Below are 19744 nucleotides of genomic sequence, written 5' to 3'. Positions count from 1 at the left end.
AGTAAAGATCCTGAAAAAAATATAGGATGACGTTTTATAGCTTTTTTAGACAGCCTCTTTTTTATTTCTGAATTTTGTCAATTTTATGGGTATTTTAAAACCTCTGATTTTACAAGGCACCAATTTTGTTGTAATTTCAGGAAAAATCAAAAATGAAAGGTGTCCGGAGAAATATTATATTAATGCTCATTTCCCTTTTGCCTTTTGTTTCTTTTCCAAAGAATCTTCATATGAAGCAAAAAGACAGCCTCGAATACTCTCATAAAATCGTTCCTGACGAAATTTGGAGAGAAGCCTATATCGCCCTTTCCCATTATCCTGAATTAAAAGACACCCCTATCGAATTCCGCTTCAAAAAGAATATTAAAAAATCTTTTATGCAGGCGCAGCCTAAGTTCGGCGGACTATTTAAGAAAAGAAAGAACCGCGGCTATCTTATTTTTATCAATAGAAAGATCAATATAGAAGGTCATGAATTTGATGTGACCACCGTACCTTCAGATGTGCTCATTGGCTGGATTGGTCATGAACTGGGGCATATTATGGATTATCGTGACCGCAAAGGGATCGATCTGGTATGGTTCGGGATGAAATACCTTACTTCAAAAAATTACATCCGCGAAGCTGAAAGGGAAGCTGATACTTACGCCGTGGCACACGGACTTGGTAAATACATTATCGCTACCAAAGATTTCATCCTTAATAATGCACACCTTTCAGCTGCCTATAAAACCAGGATCCAAAATCTTTACCTTTCTCAGGAAGAGATCATGATGCTTATAGATGAAGCGCACGCTTCTTCCGGGAAATGATTAAGAGTGTTTTTTTACGAATTGCTGCCAATTGGCAAATTTTTCTTCCTTCATCACCTTTTCCATTTTTACCTGTCCGCCTTTCTTTTTATTTGCGGCATTCCACTCATGAAAAAGATCGGGTTCAATAGTAAATACTTTAACTCCTTTTAAAGCTTTGGAACGGGCAACCTTATAATTTTTATTGGCTTCCTTCAGATTTCTATCCAACGACCGGGCCAGTTTTTCCTCGTTCACTCCATCTTTTGTTCCCAGGTACCAGAAATGGTAATATTCACCATCTTCTCCCCTTTTCGCCGCTACCACAAATTCAGGAATTTTAATATTGAATTCTTCTTCAAGTTCTTTTACAGCATCGTTCATTTTATTAACTGAAAGCTGGGAACCAACCACATTCAAAAAGAATTTTGTTCGGCCGGTAATTCGTATTTCAAGTTTTTCTTTATCGGTAAATTTGATGGTATCACCTATGATATATCTCCACGCGCCGCTAACGGTGGAAATGAGCAGGACATAATCTTTTTCTTCTTCAACCTCTGCAAGCGGAATCGCCGGCGCATCTTCGGTTAAAGAACCGTCCTGCCTGATGAATTCAGGTTTAAACGGAACAAACTCAAAATAAACTCCATTATCTATGATCAGTTTCATGGAATGCGTGCCGGGGCGGTTTTGAATCGCCAGAAAACCTTCCGAAGCAAGATAGGTATCGATGACCTGCACCGGTCTTCCCCAGATTTCCTCAAAACTTTTTTCATAGGGCTCAAACGCGACTCCTCCCGAGGCATAAACCTGTAAATTGGGCCAAATTTCATGAATATTCTCCGCCTTATGATAATCTATAACCTTTTTAAGCATTAGTTCCATCCAGGAAGGAATTCCACTTAAAGCTCCAATATCCCAGTTTTTGGCATTTTCAGCAATTTTCTGTACCCGGTCATCCCATTCATCGATCTTCGAAATTTCTTCACCAGGTTTGTAATACCCGCGAAACCAAAAAGGAATATTGCTCGCGCTAATCCCGCTAATCTCACCTTCCTTATGATCGCCTTCTTTTTGCAGATCGGTTGAACTTCCCAGCATCATGATCTCTTTTTCAAAAAAATCGGAAGGCAGGTCAAAATTACTCAGGGCACTCACCTGCTTAATGCCAGCCTTTCGGATGGATTCCAGCATATCTCCAGTAACTGGAATTCTTTTACTTGACTTGCCCGTCGTTCCAGAACTCAGCGCAAAATAAGGCGGTTTTCCGGGCCAGGAAACATTTTCTTCCCCTTCATGGTAGCGGTGCCACCATTCTTCATTCATTTTATGATAATCGAAAAAAGGAAGTTTTTCAGAAAAACTTTTTTTAATATCCTTTTCTTTAAGGATTTCACTGAATTTATAATGTTTACCAAAGGCCGTGTCCCGGGCCGTTTTCAACAGATTTTTTAGCACCTGCTCCTGCTCTTTTTCAGGATCTGTTTCAGAAACTAAATTTTCTCGAAGATCGATCAGACTTTTTATGATGGAACCTATGATCGCCATTTCTTGTTTTTGCTAAAACTATGAAGACCGGTATAGACCTTCAAATGATTACAAAATATTTAACTACTCATTTCCACAATAAAATCAACAGGCTAAAAAATGGTTCTTTTCTGGCTTTTTTCGGAACTTTCCGCAAAATCTGAAAAATTGCCACAGCCCGATCAAAAGATCCTGATAGAACTTGCCCACGCCAAAATGCCTTTCGGAAAATATAAAGACCGTTATTTGTCTGATCTTCCCGAACCTTATTATGTGTGGTTTCAGCAAAAAGGATTTCCAAATGGAAAATTAGGAGACCAGATGCGACAGGTTTATGAGCTTAAACTCAACAGCCTCGAGGGCCTTTTGCGAGAGATAAGGAAACGCTATCCCAAATAAAATGTGGTGTTAAGAGGCTCTTAATATTAGCCCCTGAATTTAGGTGCTTTTTATATTCTTCTTTGTAATTTAGCGGCCAAAATAAACAACACAGCAAACCCTACCACAATGGCCGAAACCAAATATATATTTGTAACCGGAGGTGTGTCTTCATCACTGGGGAAAGGTATCATCGCGGCATCGCTTGCGAAGTTGCTTCAGTCTCGTGGCTTTAAAACCACTATTCAGAAGCTGGATCCATACATTAATGTAGATCCCGGAACATTAAATCCGTATGAGCATGGAGAATGTTACGTGACTGAAGACGGCGCCGAAACCGACCTGGATTTGGGCCATTATGAGCGTTTTCTCAACGTCAACACCTCGCAGGCCAATAATGTCACGACCGGCAGGATCTACCAGAGTGTAATTGAAAAAGAAAGGCGCGGAGAATTTTTGGGAAAAACCGTACAGGTGGTTCCTCATATTACCAATGAGATCAAGGAACGAATTCAGATACTTGGTCAAAATGGCGATTACGACATCGTCATCACCGAAATTGGCGGAACGGTGGGAGATATTGAATCCCTTCCGTATATAGAAGCGGTAAGACAGCTAAAATGGGAACTTGGCGATGATAATGCACTTGTAATTCACCTTACTTTGGTGCCCTATCTTTCAGCAGCTGGCGAATTAAAGACAAAACCTACCCAACACAGTGTGAAAACGCTGATGGAAAGCGGTATCAAGGCCGACATACTGGTTTGCCGTACAGAGCATGAACTCTCTGATGATATTCGCCGTAAACTCGCGATCTTTTGTAATGTTAGGCAGGAAGCGGTGATCCAAAGTATTGATGCTACTACCATCTACGATGTACCAAATATGATGCTGAAAGAAGGCCTTGACATCGTAACCCTGAAAAAACTGGCACTTCCAGACGACAGTACACCGAATCTGGAAAGATGGAACCAGTTTCTCCAACGCCATAAAAATCCGAAAGCCGAAGTTCATATCGGTCTTATTGGAAAATACGTGGAACTTCAGGATAGTTATAAATCAATTCTGGAATCTTTTATTCATGCCGGTGCCGAAAATGAAGTCTTTGTGAATGTAGAATATATTCATTCAGAATTCATTAATGAAAACACCATTCATCATAAAATAAGCCATCTCGACGGAATTCTGGTAGCACCGGGATTTGGAGAAAGGGGAATTGAAGGAAAGATCGATGCCGTTCAATATGCCAGGGAAAATAATTTGCCTTTCCTTGGAATTTGCCTTGGAATGCAAATGGCGGTAATAGAATTTGCACGAAATGTGCTTCAGTTAAAAGGTGCCAATTCTACTGAAATGAACCCAAAGACAAAGCATCCCGTGATAGATTTAATGGAAGCGCAGAAAAAAATCACTCACAAAGGCGGAACTATGAGGCTTGGGGCCTGGGACTGCGAACTGAAGGAAGGAAGCATCATTCGCGATGTCTATAAAACAAAAAAAATTAAAGAACGTCACCGCCACCGCTACGAATACAATAATAAGTATAAAGAACAGCTTGAAAAAGCGGGAATGGCGAGTACTGGAATCAATCCCGAAACGGGACTGGTAGAAGTGATCGAGCTTGTTGACCATCCATGGTTTGTGGGCGTACAGTACCATCCCGAGTATAAAAGTACCGTAGCCAACCCGCATCCGCTTTTTACAGCATTTGTGAAGGCTGCACATGAATTTTCTGTCAAAAATAAAAAAGCCGGAATGGCTCAAAAACAGTAAACTTTTTTTGATAATATCAAAAAACAAGTAATTAATTAGAATGGAAGAAAAGAAAGTAGATATTCAATCCATTATTGGATTTGTATTGATCGGAGCGATCTTGATATGGATGCTCTATAATAATGCTTCTCAGGAAGAAACTAAAACCGAAGGAACTGAAACAGAACAGGTTCAGGAAAATCCGGTAAATGATGATAACCTCGTAGAACCTCCAAGGGAGCAGGAAGCCACTGTTTTAAGTGATTCAGCTGCGGTTGCCCAGGCACAGAGCAAATTGGGGGCTTTCGGTTATTCAGCTACTTTGCCTTCGGCTCAGGGCGGCACCACTACCCTGGAAAACGATCTTTTGGAATTAAAAGTTTCGAATAAAGGAGGTTATATCGAGGAAGCGCGGCTTAAGAATTATAAAACCTATGACTCGGTTCCCGTTTATCTTATTAAAGACGGAAGTGCCTCTTTCAATCTGAATTTAAAGACTTCTGATGGTCGTACACTTGATACCAAAAATCTATATTTTCAGCCTGAACTAACCCGGAATGATGAAGGAAATCAGGTTCTTTCGATGAAATTAAAGGTTTCTGAAGATGAATTTCTGGAATATCGCTATGTAATGAAACCGGATCAATATATGCTTGATTTCGGCATACGTTCACAAGGACTCAGCGACGTTCTCAACACCTCTGAAAAACCAATTCTGGACTGGCAGCTTAAAGGTTACCGTCATGCAAAAAGCATCACCTATGAAAACAGGTATACCGATCTTGTTTACGAATTTAACGGCGATGATGACGATAAGGTAAGAAGCGGTGAGGAAGAAGATAAAGATGTTAGTTACATTGCTTACAGGCAACATTTTTTCACTTCTATTCTCCTAACGGACAATCCGTTCGAAAAGGCCAGATTCAAGGTAGAAAACCTGGTAAAAGATGAAGAAGTAGATACTCTTTTCACCAAAAGTTTTGCTTCGGAAGTCCCATTGGCGTTTAATAACGGGGAGCTGAACTATGATATGAACTGGTTCTACGGGCCTGCGGATTATAAGCTTCTGAACGATTATAACAGGAACCTTGATGAAATTGTTCCGCTTGGCTGGGGAATTTTTGGATGGATAAATCAATATCTTTTCATTCCTTTCTTTGCCTTTTTAAGCGGATTTCTTCCAAGTTATGGTCTTGCGATCATTGCGATGACCATTGTGGTGAGGATCTTCCTGTCGCCTGTTACTTATAAATCTTACCTGTCTCAGGCCAAAATGAAGATCTTACGTCCCGAGATCAATGAGATCAATGAGAAGTATAAAGATAACGCCATGAAAAAACAGCAGGAAACCATGAAGCTGTACAGCAAGGCCGGAGCCAGCCCGATGAGTGGTTGTTTACCCGCGCTGGCACAGATCCCGGTTTTCTACGCGTTGTTTCAGTTCTTCCCCAGTGCTTTTCAGCTAAGACATAAGAGCTTCCTGTGGGCCGATGACCTCTCCAGCTATGATGTGGTGGCACATTTGCCATTTAATATTCCTTTCTATGGTGACCACGTGAGCCTTTTCCCTATTTTGGCTTCCATCGCGATTTTTATTTATATGACGATGACCACCGGCCAGAATATGCAGGCGAATCAGCAGCCGGGAATGCCCAATATGAAATTCCTAATGTACCTGTCCCCATTGTTCATGCTGATCTTCTTTAATAACTATGCCAGCGGACTTTCTCTTTACTATTTCACCTCAAACCTGATTACCATTGGTATTATGCTGGTGATCAAACATGTGATCATCGATGAAGATAAGATCCATGCAAAGATCCAGGAGAACAAAAAGAAACCGAAAAAGCAAAACAGGTTTACCCGAAAATTCCAGGAAATGATGGAACAGGCCGAAGAGCAACAGAAAAAAGGAAAAAAATAAAAAATAAAAAGGCTGTCCGAAAAGGCAGCCTTTTTAATTCTGAAGTAGCAGATAGTTCTTTTTCGCTACATTGAAGGAAGAATCACTGTATCCAGTGCATGTATCACGCCATTAGTGGCCTGGACATCTGCAGCAATCACAGTGGCAGTCCTTGCGTTTGCATCGGTGATCGTTACATTATCTCCCAGGTTAACCGTAAAGTCATCTCCGTTCAAAGTCGAAACCATCATTCCATCAGTAAGATCAGAAGATCTTACATTTGCACCAGTAACAACGTGATAACTCAAGACCGCCGCAAGAGTATCAGCATCTATATCATCTAAAGAAGATAAGTCAAGTTCATCAAGTAAAGCTACAAATGCCGAATCTACCGGGGCAAAAACTGTAAATGGCGCAGGTGCGTTAGAAGATTGTAAAGTACTTACAAAACTATAAGAGTCCTCACGGGTCAAAGCTGATACAAGAATTGAAAAATTAGGATCGGCAAGCGCGAAAGTTGTAATATCAGGTAGACCTATCACGGCATCCACGGCATGGATTACACCATTATCTACCTGCACATCAGCTGTAGTTACCTTGCTCACTCCATTAAGAGTTACCCCGCCTTCGGTATTTACGTAAAGGCTAAGAGGTGCTTCTGAAGTACCATAAACGGCTAAACTTGGGATATAAGCGGTAGAAAGGTCTGCTGCCATTATGCTGCCTTCCTGAACATGGTATAACAATAGCTGCGTTAAAAGATCTGTAGGCACTTCATCAAGGCTGGTAAAACCGTTAGCATCAAGAAAAGCGGCAAAAGCAGCGTTGTTCGGAGCAAATACGGTATATTTTGTAGTTCCATTGAGCGTCGCGGTTAAACCGGCCGCATCAATAGCAGCTGCAAGTGACGAATAATCATCATTACTGTTAACAAAATCCACAATGGTATTTGTTTCAGGCTCGGGCATTGGAGTATCTTCGTCGTCATTACAGGAAGTAAAGGTGAATGCAAAAAAGAGAAATATCATTCCCATTTTCGCGTTTTTTAAAATAATTTTCATAGTTCTTAGTTTAATTAATGATCATTTTGAGTTTTGAGCTAAAGTAGATGCAAAGGCGTTAGACCTTTGTTTAATGTTTGTTAAATATGATTAAACATAACATAATATTATATATATCTCTCTTATTTCCAATAATTTGCCTGTCCCAGCTAAATAAAAAAGACACCGAAGGAAGAAGAGACGGTAAATGGAAAGTAAATTTTGAAGGCACCAATAAACCGAAATTCGAAGGAACTTTTGAACATGGCAAAAGAATTGGAGAATTCAAATTCTACAAAAGAGGATTTTATGAATATCCATCAGCCATTATGGATTTTGGAAAAGGGAATGACACGGTTAGCGTTACTTATTACACCCAGCAGGGAAAACCCATCAGCAAAGGAAAAATGCTGGACAAAGAAAGAGAAGGAAAATGGATCTATTTTCACAAAGATAGTGATAGTATCATGATGAGCGAGATCTATAAAGATGATCAACTCAATGGCCTGCAGGTTACTTATTTCCCCAATTCTCAAATCGCCGAAAAGACGCTGTATAAAAATGGGGAAAAAGAAGGGGAAAGTCTTATTTATTCTGAAAAGGGGCAATTGATGAAAAAACTCCAATATCACCAGGGAGAACTTAACGGCCATGCGATTTACTATAATTCTTCCGGAGAAAAAATGATGGAAGGAGATTATTCCATGGGAGAAAAAACCGGCAGTTGGAAATATTATAAAGACGGGAAATTAGATGAAGAAAAAGAATTCTGATAAAGAAAATTGAATATATTTAACAACAACTAAAACCTACTTATTATGAAAAAGATTTTAATTATGATGCTTAGTGTGGTCGCCTTAACAGCATGTAGCAAAGACGACAACAATAATGACACTGGCGAAGAAAAAATTCTTGGAACCTGGTTTCTTGTGGAAGCTCATAATGCTCCCGGTATTGAAATTAATGATTGTACTACTCAATCAAACATTACTTTTAATGCTGATAATACTGCAATTTCAGAATTTCATGCTTATTCGGATAATAATTGTGTTTCAAGCACCGACAACACTACCTGGAGCAAAACGGAAACCAAGTACACTTTTAATATTCCAACTTTTGGGCCTGCAACCGGTACAGTAACCTTTAATGGATCAAAGTTTACATTTGTCCCTGATGTTTCCCCTACCACATCTATTGTTTTTGAAAAACGCTAGCAATAAAAACCTAATTATGAGGTGGCTTTCGCCACCTTTTTTTATTTCGTAATTTTGCACCCGGTTTACCGACCATTATAGCGCATAATAAAAAGTGATGAAAAAAGTAGTTGTAGGCTTATCGGGTGGAGTGGATTCCAGTGTTACCGCATATTTACTGAAAGAACAGGGTTATGAAGTGATCGGGTTGTTCATGAAAAACTGGCACGATGATTCTGTAACCATTTCTGATGAATGTCCGTGGCTGGATGACAGCAATGATGCCATGCTCGTGGCTGAAAAACTGGGAATTCCTTTCCAGACCGTTGACCTAAGTTCTGAATATAAAGAGCGCATTGTCGACTATATGTTCAGGGAATATGAACATGGCCGAACACCTAATCCCGATGTACTTTGCAACAGGGAAATAAAATTTGATGTTTTTCTTAAAATTGCACTTTCTCTTGGTGCCGATTTTGTAGCTACAGGACATTACTGTAGGAAAGATACCATTGAAAAGGACGGACAAACTCTTTACCGTCTCCTTTCCGGAAAAGACAGGAACAAAGATCAAAGTTATTTTCTATGTCAGTTAACCCAGGAGCAACTTGCTAGAACGCTCTTCCCTATTGGCGAGCTTCAGAAATCGGAAGTCAGGAAAATAGCCGCTGAACAGGAGCTTGTCACTGCTGAAAAGAAAGATTCTCAGGGGCTCTGCTTTATTGGAAAAGTGCGACTACCGGAATTTCTTCAGCAAAAATTAAGTCCGAAAGAGGGCCAAATAGTGGAAGTTCCGGCAACTATGGAAACTTATGTGGAAGAGCAAAAAGATTTTGACTCCAAAATAGAAGAACTGAAATTTCTATCCAGAAAATACAAATACCAGCCTGAAGACGGAAAAGTGGTAGGAAAACACCAGGGAGCTCATTATTTTACCAAAGGCCAGCGCAAAGGCCTTGCTGTGGGCGGTACTCCTGAACCTCTCTTCGTTATAGATACCGATGTGGAAGAAAATGTGATCTACACCGGCCAGGGAAAAGATCATCCTGGAATCTACCGTCGCGCCCTTTTTGTAAAAAACGAAGAAGTTCACTGGATTCGTAAAGATCTTGCTATTAAAGATGGTGAAGAAATGAAACTTAAAGCACGAATTCGTTACCGCCAGCCGCTTCAGGATGCCACACTATTTCAAACCGCCAACGGACTGTACGTGGTTTTTGATGAACCTCAGGCCTCCATTACCGAAGGTCAGTTTGTAGCCTGGTACCAGGAAGAAGAATTACTCGGTTCAGGAGTAATTTCGTAAATTGTTCCGGCAAATACCTTTCATGAGAAAATTGTTGCTTCTGTTGCTTTTTTTAAGCCTCTCCGGCTTTTCACAGGAGCACGCATGGGTTTATTTCACAGATAAAGCGAATGTCGAAGAAGCTCTCACTCATCCCGAAAGTATTTTATCAGCCGAAGCCATTCAGAGAAAAGCACTTCATAATACGCCCATTGACGAACGGGATGTACCGGTAAATGAAGATTATATTGTCGCGGTTAAAGCACAAAACGGAATCCAGATAAAAGCAAAATCTAAATGGCTGAACTGCATTCATGTAATTGGAACTACTGAAGCCATTCTGGCGCTGGAAAAACTCAAATTTGTCGATTCTATTGAGTTTGCTGCCGATGCACTCAATCAGCGGGCACCATTAAAACAAACGAAAAGACATGGAAAATTAGAACAGGCTGCAGATTACAATTATGGCAGCACCGCTAATCAGGTGATGATGTTGAATACAGATTACCTGCATAAAAATGATTACACGGGCGATAATATGATAATTGCTGTTCTGGACGCAGGTTTTCCCAATGTTAAATCCCTACAGGTTTTCCAGGATATGAGAAATAATGGCCATCTTCTGGGCGGGTATGATTTTCCAAATCGATCGGATGATTTTGATAATCCTTCCCTGAGTGATCATGGAACCTTGGTTCTTTCCACCATGGGTGGCAAAATCCCAAATCTTTTTATCGGAACTGCACCTGAAGCTTCCTATTACCTTTTTCGTACCGAAATTGCTACTTCTGAAACTCCGGTGGAAGAAAGTTACTGGGTAGAGGCCGCAGAACGTGCCGACAGCCTGGGTGCCGATGTGATCAATTCTTCCCTTTCCTACTCTTTATTCGATAATCCCGCATATAATTATTCAACCGAAGATATGGACGGGGAAACTGCATTTGTTTCACGCGGAGCCGAAATCGCAATGGAAAAAGGAATGCTGGTGGTAGTATCGGCAGGGAATTCTGCCGAAGATGAAGAGTTCCCGGTTGTAGCAGCTCCCGCCGACGCCAATGTCCTCACGGTTGGTGCAGTAGATCCCAATGAAAATTATGTTTCCTTCAGTTCTACCGGCCCCAGTGCTGATAATCGGGTAAAACCCGAGGTCGTGGCACAGGGCAGTCAAGTCGCCGCAATAGATGAATCTGGGCATCTGGTGGGTGTGGTAGGAACTTCCTTCTCCTCTCCTATTCTTGCGGGTTCTGCCGCAAGTTTCTGGCAAAGCAAACCATCCTTAACCAATTTGGAGGTCAAAAATTTTATTATTGCTTCTGCTTCCTTATATCCCAATTTCAATTATAAAATCGGCTACGGAATTCCCAATTTCAAAAAAGCCTATGAACTGGCTTTTCCAGAGAATTTTGGTTCAGTAGCTTTTGCTCCTAACCCAACGTCTAATATTCTCAAAATAAGAAATACAAATTCGGAGCCCTTTCATTTTATACTTTTTGATACTCTGGGACAAAAATTATTCGAAAAACTGGACGATAACTACGAAATAAATATGGCAGGTTTTTCAAGAGGAATTTATATTGCTATGTTTGAACAGGACGGAATACGCAAATCATCACTCATCATAAAGAAATGAAAAACAACAGGATCACCAAACTTTTCAATATAGAATATCCTATCATCCAGGCAGGAATGATCTGGGCCAGCGGATGGAAACTCGCCAGCGCAGTGTCAAATGCCGGCGGCCTGGGAATTATCGGTTCTGGCTCTATGTATCCCGAAGTGCTGCGCGAACACATTCAAAAATGTAAAAAAGCGACCAACAAGGCTTTCGGAGTAAATGTTCCCATGCTCTATCCGCAAATAGAAAAGATCATGGAAATCATTATTGAAGAAGAGGTGAAAATCGTGTTTACCTCGGCTGGAAATCCTAAAACCTGGACCTCGCATCTTCAAAACCATGGAATCAAAGTTGTTCATGTGGTGAGCAGCCTGAAATTTGCGTTAAAATCGGAAGAAGCCGGTGTAGATGCCGTAGTAGCCGAAGGTTTTGAGGCAGGAGGCCATAATGGCCGGGATGAAACTACCACTTTTACACTTATTCCCATGGTAAAGGAAAAAATTAAAATCCCATTGATCGCTGCCGGAGGAATAGCTACCGGCCGTGGAATGCTTGCCGCAATGGTACTCGGCGCCGATGCGGTACAGGTAGGAAGCCGTTTTGTAGCTACTCCCGAAGCCTCTTCGCACCAAAAATTCAAAGAAAAAGTAGTTGCTGCTCAGGAAGGAGATACTATCCTCACCCTGAAGGAACTTGCGCCTGTAAGACTCATTAAAAATAAATTTTACGAAGATATTCTTAAACTCTATACTCAAACGCCAACCAAAGATGAACTTATAAAATTACTGGGGCGTGCGCGGGCAAAGAAAGGTATGTTCGAAGGGGACCTTGAGGAAGGAGAACTGGAAATTGGTCAAATTTCAGGTTTAATCCATGAGATAAAACCTGCCGCGGAAATTGTAAAAGAGATGATGGAAGAATTTGAGATCGCCAGAAAGGAAATGGTTCAATTCTGACTGGTGTTATAATTTTTTAGCCTTTCCAGTTCCTGTGCGATCTTTTTCCGCCAGGCCATTTCAGCTTCGTAATCTTCGCTATGCCTGGTTTCCCGGTCAAACTGTTTTTCAGCAGAAACCCTTTCAGATTCATATTTATTATAGATGTTCCGAAGATCCTGCCTTATCGATCTGCCTGGTTCATATTCTGCGAGGGCTTTTTTTAGTTTGCGGGCATATAATTCGGAGATGTCAAAATGTAACTGTTCATGGGCCAGTAAATAATCTGGATCTGCCGGATTTTTTACCCATGAAAGCTTCGGATAAAAATTACAGCTAACTTCAAAAGTAAGTTGAGGCTCCCCTGACGCGGTACTGTAGCTCCAGGTGTACCCAATTCCAGAATTCGTATTGGCGGTATAGCTGCTTGAGGCATCGGGTTCTCCTTTAAAATCGCTCCAGCTAAGAGGACGATCAGGATCCCAGGCAATTTTTTCATCTTTAACCTGTGCTGAAAGCAAATTTCCGCATAAAAGGAAAACCAAGAATATCAGGCTTCTTTTCATCAAAACCGAAAGGAAAGGTCTAATTCTATATTTGGGTTAAGGCTTTGGAGAACCGGACAATTTCTGGCGGTATTTTCCAGAATCTTATTGTTTTTCTCACCATAATTTGATGGAAACTGCACATTCACCTCGATTTTAGAGATCCGTCGCGGATCGGAGGCCATGGTTTTAGTCACTTCAGCAGTTGTTCCTTTCATATCTATGTCCAGACCTTCAGCTTTAATTCCCATAACGGTAAGCATGCAGGTAGCCAGCGCATTTGCAACAGTATCGGTTGGTGAAAAAGCCTCTCCCTTACCATGATTGTCTACAGGTGCATCGGTTATCATTTTAGTCCCGCTTTGCAGATGTTCAGATTCTGTTCTAAGATCTCCTTTATAAATTACTTTTGAAGTCATTTTGCATCATTTATGGTTAAATCTTCATCTAATTCCAAAATATAAACGGCATCGTTGATAAAACCTCCGGTGGTATTTGGAATATAATGGAATTTACTTTCGTAATATTCGGTATATCCGGGATATCTTTCAAATGAATCGTAAAGACTGTCAGCCGATGCAAGACGAAGCAGAATATCCAAAGTCAGGTCATATCCTCTCAAAGCAAAACGGTTAGGTTCAATTCCATATTTTGCCACATAATCATTAATAAAATCTTCAGTTCGGGTGTTGTCGTATTCGCGATCTACCGAAGGATAATGGAACTTGAGTTTTCCCAGGTGATTATTAGAAATGATATCGCTTTCAAAAGCACTGTTTTTATTGGTGGTAAGCAGGGTAATATCGTAATCCCGTGCCAGCCTGTTAAGTGCCGAAGTCGCACTGCTTACAACATTAATATTATCTGATTCCAGGATCACCCAGTTAGGCAGTCCCGGTTGCAACAGGTTCACAATCTTATTATCGGCTACAAAATTATCTGTAGGATTGACAAATTTTGCCGATGGAAGCCGCTGCGAAAGCTGGTTTTTGACCTGATAAGATTTACCATCTGCAATAATTATGATATTTTTCCCTTCAGCATGGCTTGAAATATAATCCAGCATAACCTTTCTCAGCAATTCGTCGGTAGGCCTCGACTGGAACAGATTGCGATAACCATTCATGCTGCTATTGGAAAGCGGATTAATCACGGGGATATTACGGTTTTCAAGTTTAGAGGCGGCGATTTCAGTGGTGGTTTGAATAAGTGGCCCAATTACCACATCTACATTATTAAAATTATGAGTATTAATAATATTGGCAACTTCTGAAGAGTTCTGATGAGTGTCATAAACCTGAAGATCCGTATTGATCCCCAGCGATTTGGCCTTATTGAGAGCCATTAATACCCCGCTGTAGAAATCAAGGGAAATTCGAACCACGCGTTCATTAAGAATTACATCTTTATAAGTCGCAAGGGAGTCTTCTTCTACTTTTTCGGTATGAAACGGCAACATCAAAACGAGCTGTTTTGTTTTAAAATTGCTAATCTCCCCCGAAAGATCGATTTTGTTTTCCAGATTTGGATTGTAACTAATCGCCGAGGCAGGATCATAATCAGGATTTTCCTTTTCCGGAACTTTTAAAACCATTCCTGATTTGAGGCCGTCAACCAGTCCCGGATTCAATTTCATAAGTGAATCCTGACTCACGCCGAATCGCTGGGAAAGGCTAAAAAGGGTTTCCTGTGGTTTCACTTCGTAAAAATGGAAACGTTCATCGGTGATAATTACAGGCTCATCTTTCAAAACATCAGTTCCAACCCTTATCATCATTCCCGGTTGAAGTACCTCAACATTAGGATTAAGATCTTCCAGCTCACTGACCGTCATACCATATTTACGAGCGATCCCGTATTTCGTTTCCTTTGGAAGCACAATATGCTCCCGCGTTTTTTTGGTTTGTATGGCAGGATTTTCAGAAGGTTTATTTCGGTTTAGGATACTTTCCTTGGGTTTGGTTTGAGCCGCTTCAGCTTTCCTTTCTATGGGAATGCGTATCGTTTCTCCCGTTTGAAGTTCTTTGGAATAGAGCTGTTTATTATATTTTTTTATTTCGTCTATACTTACATTGTATTGCTTTGAAAGACTGTAAAGAGTTTCCTTTCGCTGCACCACATGTTCCTTAAAATCTATATTAACATTCTGAGCAGGCTTATTTTCTGAACCACTTATTGGAATTACAAGTTTTTCATTGATTTCAATTCCATTTCGGGCATCCGGATTGTATTTGTAGATGTCTTCTTCATCAATATTGTAGGCCTGGGAAATACTAAAAACAGTTTCTCCCTTCTTAACAGTATGGTATTTATAGGCCTGGGCAAATGCCGGAGCCACATAAAACTGAAGAAGAAAACAAATTACAAACAGATATCTCATTTTGTCTTTTTTTATATTTTTCCGGTACTATTCCCACTCGATTGTGGCAGGTGGTTTCGAACTGATGTCATACACCACTCTATTAACGCCTTTTACCCGGTTAATTATTGTATTGGAAATCTTTTGTAAGAACTCATGGGGAAGGTCAACCCAATCTGCCGTCATTCCATCGGTAGATTCTACCGCACGTAAAGCCACCACCTGCTCATAGGTTCTTTCATCTCCCATCACTCCTACAGATTGAATGGGAAGCAGAATCACTCCTGCCTGCCAGACTTTATCATACAGCATCCAGTCTCTCAATCCCTGAATGAAAATATGGTCTACCTCCTGAAGGATGCGCACTCTTTCCTCAGTTACATCACCCAGAATACGAATCGCAAGTCCAGGACCCGGGAATGGATGTCTTCCTAAAAGTTCTTTATCAATACCTAGCTCAGCTCCCACTCTACGCACCTCATCTTTAAAAAGCATTCTAAGAGGTTCCACGACTTTCAATTTCATAAAATCCGGCAAACCGCCTACGTTATGATGCGATTTGATGGTCACCGACGGGCCGTTTACAGAAACCGATTCGATCACATCGGGATAAATCGTTCCCTGCGCAAGGAAGGTAACATCCTGAATTTCATGGGCCTCGTCGTCAAAAACCTCAATAAAAGTATTTCCAATAGCTTTTCTTTTTGCTTCAGGATCTACCAGGTCTTTGAGAGCATCCAAGAAACGTGCCGAAGCATCGACTCCTTTTACATTAAGCCCCATATGTTTGTACTGATCGAGAACGCTTTCAAATTCATTCTTTCTCAGTAAACCATTATTCACGAATATGCAGTAAAGATTTTTTCCTATCGCCTTATTCAGCAAAACAGCGGCCACTGTTGAATCAACTCCTCCGCTAAGACCGAGAACCACTTTTTTATCACCGATCTTTTCCTTTAATTCTGAAACGGTAAGATCGACAAAAGCACCCGGAGTCCAGGTTTGTTTTGTTCCTGCAATTTTCACCAGAAAATTTTCCAGAAGCTGTTTTCCATCGGTGGAATGATATACTTCAGGGTGAAACTGGATCCCGTAGGTTTCTTCGCCTTCAATTCGGTAGGCGGCATTCAGCACATCGGTGGTACTGGCGAGGCGGATCCCTCCTTTTGGCAGTTCGATAATACTGTCGCTGTGGCTCATCCAAACCTGCGAGTTTTCCTTGATCTTATCAAACAACTTCTCTCCATCTTTGATCACCGTAAGGTTAGCTCTTCCGTATTCACGGGTATCAGAGGCTTCCACCTTTCCGCCGCTGAAATGAGCAAAATACTGTGCGCCGTAACAAACTGCCAGAATAGGCAATTTTCCACGAATCTGACTCAGGTCAGGATGCGGAGCATTTTCATTTCTTACAGAAAACGGACTTCCCGAAAGAATCACGGCTTTAAAGCCCGAAAGATCTTCAGGAATCTTCTGATAAGGATAAATTTCACAGTAAATATTTAGTTCTCTAACTCTCCGAGCAATGAGTTGTGTGTACTGAGAACCAAAGTCCAGAATGAGTACGTTATTTTGCATAGGCAAAAATAGGAATTTGAGGCAAAAATAAAACCCGCCGAAGAATTAAATTTCCTGCTTCGAAAATACTGCGTTCATGATCTATTATTCCTAAAAATATCACAATGTATATAGCTTTCAATCTGAATAATCGCTAAGTTTAAACCCGCTATTGCTTTCAATCAAATCAGGTAAAAAAATGAAATTCATCGGTGCCATTATTTTCTCCGTAGCCATAGTCCTGGCTGCTTATTTTTTAGGTCATGCCTATGTCGCCCGGGCTAATCCGGATGGAGTAATAGCCGTAACCGGATCGGGCAGCGAAAATTTCACTTCAGATCTTATCGTTTGGGAAGGACAATTCAGCAGAATGAATCCCGACCTTGAACAGGCCTATAAAAGTTTGAATGACGACAAGGAAACCGTGAAAAATTACCTTGTTTCGAAAGGAATCGCTGCCGAAAATATCGTTTTCAATTCGGTTAATACCATAGAACAGCAGGAAAATCAGTATCAGAATGGCAATTATGTAGGCAGCATTTTTAAAGGATATGAACTCACCCAATCTGTCAAAATTGAATCTAAAGATGTAGAGAAGGTCGAAGAGGTTTCCCGCGAGATCACCGAATTACTGAACAAAGGTGTACAGTTCAATTCCCAACCGCCACGTTATTACTATACCAAACTTTCTGATCTCAAAATACAGATGATCTCCAAAGCCACGGAAGATGCCAGGCTTAGAGCAGAAAAAATTGCTGAAAACAGCGGTGAGGAACTTGGCGACCTTAAAAGCGCCAATATGGGAGTTTTCCAGATCACCGGGCAGAACAGCGGGGAAGATTTCAGCTGGAGTGGTGCTTATAATACAGCCGATAAAAATAAAACAGCCTCAATTACTATGAGGCTGGAATATGAAATTAATTAGGGTAAATATGATCAGTGGTCTTGGGCATTAATAGGCATAGTGGTACTCACCATATCCCTGAAAATTTTCCAGGTTCCATTTTCTTTTTTCCATAAAGTTCCAAAAGAACCTTTATCGACTACTTTTCCGTCTGCGGTCTGGATTTTATAATTACCGCTTTCATAGGCATAACCATTCAAATCTATTACCTCATCGGTATCAAGGACCAGTTTTATCTTCTGTTCTGCCATGGGCTTGTGAGCAGCCACTACGGCATCTACTCCCTTTAAAGTTTCATGACCAGGCATTTTCATGGTCACATCATCATCAAAATACATTGCAAAGGTACCAAAATCACCGTTATCGAGAGCTTCTCCAACTTTTTGTGAAGTCTCTTCTATTTCCTCTTGAAGATCGGAGGATTGTGCATTTGCCGAAATGGCTGCAAAAATAAATAATACAATTAAAAAACTACATTTTCTCATAATGGTGGGTTTAATTAGTTAATAAATTTTTATGGGGATAAGTAGGGTCGCCCGAAGGCTTATTCCACTTTAAATTACAAAAATTTATTTAATTAAATTAAACCTCCCTATTAATGAAGCGTTTCCAGGATTTTCCTGATATCCTCTTCGGTCGTATCAGGATTGATAAAGCAGAAACGAATGACACTTTCATTTTTATAAGTAGATGGCGTGACCAGTGCAAATCCGTCACGATGGTTTCTATAGGTCCATTCCTTATAATCCTCAGCCGTCCAGCCTTTTCTTTTAAATAAGACAACTGAAAGGCTGGCGGGCCTTACCAGTTCAAGTTCATCATCTTCAGAGATCATTTTCTCCGCGATCTTTGCCAGCTGGATGCCTCTTTCTATAGCGTCCCGATATTTATTGGTTCCATGCATGGCTAGCGAGAACCAAAGCGGAAGTCCGCGCAATCGCCTGGTGAGTTGAATTTGATAATCTGCCGGATTGAAGCCCTGAGCTCCTTCGTCTTTGAAAATTTCAAGGTAAGCTCCTTTCTGAGAATGCGCTTTTTCAGCCAGTTCCAGATTTTTATAGATCACCGCACCGCAATCATAGGGCGAAAACAGCCATTTATGAGGATCAATGGTAATACTGTCGGCCTTTTCGATACCTTCAAATAAATGTCTAACCGACTGTGCTGCGAGAGCGCCACCACCGTAGGCACAATCTACGTGCAGCCAGATCTTTTCGTTTTCACAAACTTCAGCGATGGTTTTAAGACCATCGATAATTCCGGCATTTGTAGTTCCGCCGGTAGCCACTACCGCGAATAACCTTTTATGATCTTCTTCGGGAAGGCTGTCAATTTCATTTTTAAGGTCTTCTCCCGAAAGATATTCATCTTCAGTTTCGATTAGCCGCACGTCAGCGTCCATCACCTTGGCCATAGATTTAATGGAACTATGAGCGCCGTTTGAAGTAAGCAAAAGAGCCCGGGTCCTGTCATTACCCGGATTTTTCTCCCGCCAGTCTTCCCGGGCTGCAACCAAAGCCGAAAGATTTGCCGCAGTACCGCCACTGGTAAAAACCCCGAAAGCGTTTTTTGGAAGGCCGGTTAAGGAAACCAGCCATTTCATCGCCTGGTTCTCGCAAAAAATCCCTCCTGCGCCTTCCATCCAGTAAGCGCCATGAATACTGGAAGCCGAAGTCACCAGGTCGAACATAATGGCTGCGCGGGTAGGCGCGGCAGGAACAAACGCAAGATGACGCGGATGGTCGATAGGCACGGTGGCTTTTACCAGAACATCCCTGAATAATTTAAAGGCATTTTCACCTCCAATTCCGGTAGGTGTAATGGTCTCACCAACAATTCGAAGCAATTCTTCTTCCTTTTTGGGCGAACCAAGTTCAGGAGTAACATTTGAAATACGGTCTATGGCATACTTCATGACGTCGAGCGTCATTTCTACCAAATCCATATCTATGGTGTGCAT

Annotated in this window: 18 protein-coding genes; 10 read left to right on the top strand and 8 right to left on the bottom strand. The window is 41.1% G+C overall.

Annotation, left to right across the window (positions count from 1 at the left end; genetic code table 11):
- Window positions 1-230 precede the first annotated feature (230 nt).
- On the top strand, window positions 231-812 hold the full coding sequence (locus C7S20_RS11830) for a M48 family metalloprotease (protein ID WP_107014222.1): 582 nt from the start codon (window positions 231-233) through the stop codon (window positions 810-812).
- Here C7S20_RS11830 and C7S20_RS11825 read toward each other — a convergent pair whose 3' ends face one another.
- The gene (locus C7S20_RS11825; protein ID WP_107012659.1) at window positions 813-2339 is read right to left on the bottom strand and encodes a GH3 family acyl-acid amido synthetase; all 1527 of its coding nucleotides are present in this window, start codon (window positions 2337-2339) and stop codon (window positions 813-815) included.
- Between the two features lie 99 nt (window positions 2340-2438).
- On the opposite strand from C7S20_RS11825, the gene C7S20_RS11820 reads away from it, so the two are divergent.
- The 3 genes from C7S20_RS11820 to yidC all read left to right on the top strand — a co-directional run bounded on the left by C7S20_RS11820 (window position 2439) and on the right by yidC (window position 6372).
- Window positions 2439-2717: a DUF3820 family protein gene (locus tag C7S20_RS11820; RefSeq protein ID WP_107012658.1), complete on the top strand. Its 279-nt coding sequence runs from the start codon at window positions 2439-2441 to the stop codon at window positions 2715-2717.
- A 108-nt stretch (window positions 2718-2825) separates the two neighbouring features.
- The gene (locus C7S20_RS11815; protein ID WP_107012657.1) at window positions 2826-4469 is read left to right on the top strand and encodes a CTP synthase; all 1644 of its coding nucleotides are present in this window, start codon (window positions 2826-2828) and stop codon (window positions 4467-4469) included.
- A gap of 40 nt (window positions 4470-4509) precedes the next feature.
- Window positions 4510-6372, top strand: a complete 1863-nt coding sequence (gene yidC, locus C7S20_RS11810) for a membrane protein insertase YidC (RefSeq protein ID WP_107012656.1) — start codon at window positions 4510-4512, stop codon at window positions 6370-6372.
- A 65-nt stretch (window positions 6373-6437) separates the two neighbouring features.
- Here the strand turns inward: yidC and C7S20_RS11805 are convergent, their stop codons facing one another.
- Complete coding sequence (locus C7S20_RS11805; RefSeq protein ID WP_227009001.1) at window positions 6438-7412, bottom strand: fasciclin domain-containing protein; 975 nt, start codon at window positions 7410-7412, stop codon at window positions 6438-6440.
- Window positions 7413-7498: 86 nt separating this feature from the next.
- Here C7S20_RS11805 and C7S20_RS11800 point away from each other — a divergent pair, with 86 nt between their 5' ends.
- The 5 genes from C7S20_RS11800 (at window position 7499) to C7S20_RS11780 (ending at window position 12440) form a co-directional block, all read left to right on the top strand.
- Window positions 7499-8164 carry a toxin-antitoxin system YwqK family antitoxin gene (locus C7S20_RS11800; RefSeq protein ID WP_107012654.1) on the top strand — a complete coding sequence of 222 codons (666 nt, stop codon included), beginning with the start codon at window positions 7499-7501 and terminating at the stop codon, window positions 8162-8164.
- Between the two features lie 45 nt (window positions 8165-8209).
- A complete protein-coding gene (locus C7S20_RS11795; protein ID WP_107012653.1) occupies window positions 8210-8605 on the top strand; it encodes a lipocalin family protein in 396 nt (131 codons plus the stop codon).
- Between the two features lie 97 nt (window positions 8606-8702).
- Window positions 8703-9890: a tRNA 2-thiouridine(34) synthase MnmA gene (gene mnmA, locus C7S20_RS11790; protein ID WP_107012652.1), complete on the top strand. Its 1188-nt coding sequence runs from the start codon at window positions 8703-8705 to the stop codon at window positions 9888-9890.
- Window positions 9891-9912: 22 nt separating this feature from the next.
- Window positions 9913-11499 carry a S8 family serine peptidase gene (locus tag C7S20_RS11785; protein WP_107012651.1) on the top strand — a complete coding sequence of 529 codons (1587 nt, stop codon included), beginning with the start codon at window positions 9913-9915 and terminating at the stop codon, window positions 11497-11499.
- Window positions 11496-12440 carry an NAD(P)H-dependent flavin oxidoreductase gene (locus C7S20_RS11780; protein WP_107012650.1) on the top strand — a complete coding sequence of 315 codons (945 nt, stop codon included), beginning with the start codon at window positions 11496-11498 and terminating at the stop codon, window positions 12438-12440. Before C7S20_RS11785 ends, C7S20_RS11780 begins: the two co-directional genes overlap by 4 nt.
- Here the strand turns inward: C7S20_RS11780 and C7S20_RS11775 are convergent.
- The 4 genes from C7S20_RS11775 to guaA are packed head-to-tail and all read right to left on the bottom strand — an operon-like array spanning window position 12431 to window position 16901.
- Window positions 12431-12964, bottom strand: a complete 534-nt coding sequence (locus C7S20_RS11775) for a DUF922 domain-containing protein (protein ID WP_227009000.1) — start codon at window positions 12962-12964, stop codon at window positions 12431-12433. The genes C7S20_RS11780 and C7S20_RS11775 overlap by 10 nt on opposite strands.
- A gap of 20 nt (window positions 12965-12984) precedes the next feature.
- Window positions 12985-13383: an OsmC family protein gene (locus C7S20_RS11770; protein ID WP_107012648.1), complete on the bottom strand. Its 399-nt coding sequence runs from the start codon at window positions 13381-13383 to the stop codon at window positions 12985-12987.
- On the bottom strand, window positions 13380-15344 hold the full coding sequence (locus tag C7S20_RS11765; RefSeq protein ID WP_107012647.1) for a PBP1 and LysM peptidoglycan-binding domain-containing protein: 1965 nt from the start codon (window positions 15342-15344) through the stop codon (window positions 13380-13382). Before C7S20_RS11765 ends, C7S20_RS11770 begins: the two co-directional genes overlap by 4 nt.
- A 27-nt stretch (window positions 15345-15371) precedes the next feature.
- Window positions 15372-16901, bottom strand: coding sequence for a glutamine-hydrolyzing GMP synthase (gene guaA, locus C7S20_RS11760; protein ID WP_107012646.1), 1530 nt, complete (start codon window positions 16899-16901; stop codon window positions 15372-15374).
- Between the two features lie 178 nt (window positions 16902-17079).
- Between guaA and C7S20_RS11755 the strand changes: the two genes are divergently transcribed.
- On the top strand, window positions 17080-17805 hold the full coding sequence (locus tag C7S20_RS11755) for an SIMPL domain-containing protein (protein ID WP_107014221.1): 726 nt from the start codon (window positions 17080-17082) through the stop codon (window positions 17803-17805).
- An 11-nt stretch (window positions 17806-17816) separates the two neighbouring features.
- Here the strand turns inward: C7S20_RS11755 and C7S20_RS11750 are convergent, their stop codons facing one another.
- Both C7S20_RS11750 and C7S20_RS11745 read right to left on the bottom strand, forming a co-directional pair.
- Window positions 17817-18269: a YybH family protein gene (locus C7S20_RS11750; RefSeq protein ID WP_107012645.1), complete on the bottom strand. Its 453-nt coding sequence runs from the start codon at window positions 18267-18269 to the stop codon at window positions 17817-17819.
- Window positions 18270-18379: 110 nt separating this feature from the next.
- A complete protein-coding gene (locus C7S20_RS11745) occupies window positions 18380-19744 on the bottom strand; it encodes a pyridoxal phosphate-dependent decarboxylase family protein (RefSeq protein ID WP_107012644.1) in 1365 nt (454 codons plus the stop codon).

This window comes from Christiangramia fulva (assembly GCF_003024155.1).
Classification (GTDB): Bacteria; Bacteroidota; Bacteroidia; order Flavobacteriales; family Flavobacteriaceae; genus Christiangramia; species Christiangramia fulva.
The sequence above is the reverse complement of the archived record's forward strand: the minus strand, read 5'-3'. Positions and strand labels throughout refer to the sequence as shown.

Bases quoted from the DNA above. Each gene is read 5' to 3' on its own strand.
- C7S20_RS11755 (WP_107014221.1), top strand. From the start codon at position 17,080: ATGAAATTCATCGGTGCCATTATTTTCTCCGTAGCCATAGTCCTGGCT.
- C7S20_RS11815 (WP_107012657.1), top strand. From the start codon at position 2,826: ATGGCCGAAACCAAATATATATTTGTAACCGGAGGTGTGTCTTCATCA.
- C7S20_RS11745 (WP_107012644.1), bottom strand. From the start codon at position 19,744: ATGCACACCATAGATATGGATTTGGTAGAAATGACGCTCGACGTCATG.
- mnmA (WP_107012652.1), top strand. From the start codon at position 8,703: ATGAAAAAAGTAGTTGTAGGCTTATCGGGTGGAGTGGATTCCAGTGTT.
- C7S20_RS11805 (WP_227009001.1), bottom strand. From the start codon at position 7,412: ATGAAAATTATTTTAAAAAACGCGAAAATGGGAATGATATTTCTCTTT.
- C7S20_RS11830 (WP_107014222.1), top strand. From the start codon at position 231: ATGAAGCAAAAAGACAGCCTCGAATACTCTCATAAAATCGTTCCTGAC.
- C7S20_RS11785 (WP_107012651.1), top strand. From the start codon at position 9,913: ATGAGAAAATTGTTGCTTCTGTTGCTTTTTTTAAGCCTCTCCGGCTTT.
- guaA (WP_107012646.1), bottom strand. From the start codon at position 16,901: ATGCAAAATAACGTACTCATTCTGGACTTTGGTTCTCAGTACACACAA.
- C7S20_RS11770 (WP_107012648.1), bottom strand. From the start codon at position 13,383: ATGACTTCAAAAGTAATTTATAAAGGAGATCTTAGAACAGAATCTGAA.
- C7S20_RS11820 (WP_107012658.1), top strand. From the start codon at position 2,439: ATGGTTCTTTTCTGGCTTTTTTCGGAACTTTCCGCAAAATCTGAAAAA.
- C7S20_RS11800 (WP_107012654.1), top strand. From the start codon at position 7,499: ATGATTAAACATAACATAATATTATATATATCTCTCTTATTTCCAATA.
- C7S20_RS11780 (WP_107012650.1), top strand. From the start codon at position 11,496: ATGAAAAACAACAGGATCACCAAACTTTTCAATATAGAATATCCTATC.
- C7S20_RS11750 (WP_107012645.1), bottom strand. From the start codon at position 18,269: ATGAGAAAATGTAGTTTTTTAATTGTATTATTTATTTTTGCAGCCATT.
- yidC (WP_107012656.1), top strand. From the start codon at position 4,510: ATGGAAGAAAAGAAAGTAGATATTCAATCCATTATTGGATTTGTATTG.
- C7S20_RS11825 (WP_107012659.1), bottom strand. From the start codon at position 2,339: ATGGCGATCATAGGTTCCATCATAAAAAGTCTGATCGATCTTCGAGAA.
- C7S20_RS11765 (WP_107012647.1), bottom strand. From the start codon at position 15,344: ATGAGATATCTGTTTGTAATTTGTTTTCTTCTTCAGTTTTATGTGGCT.
- C7S20_RS11795 (WP_107012653.1), top strand. From the start codon at position 8,210: ATGAAAAAGATTTTAATTATGATGCTTAGTGTGGTCGCCTTAACAGCA.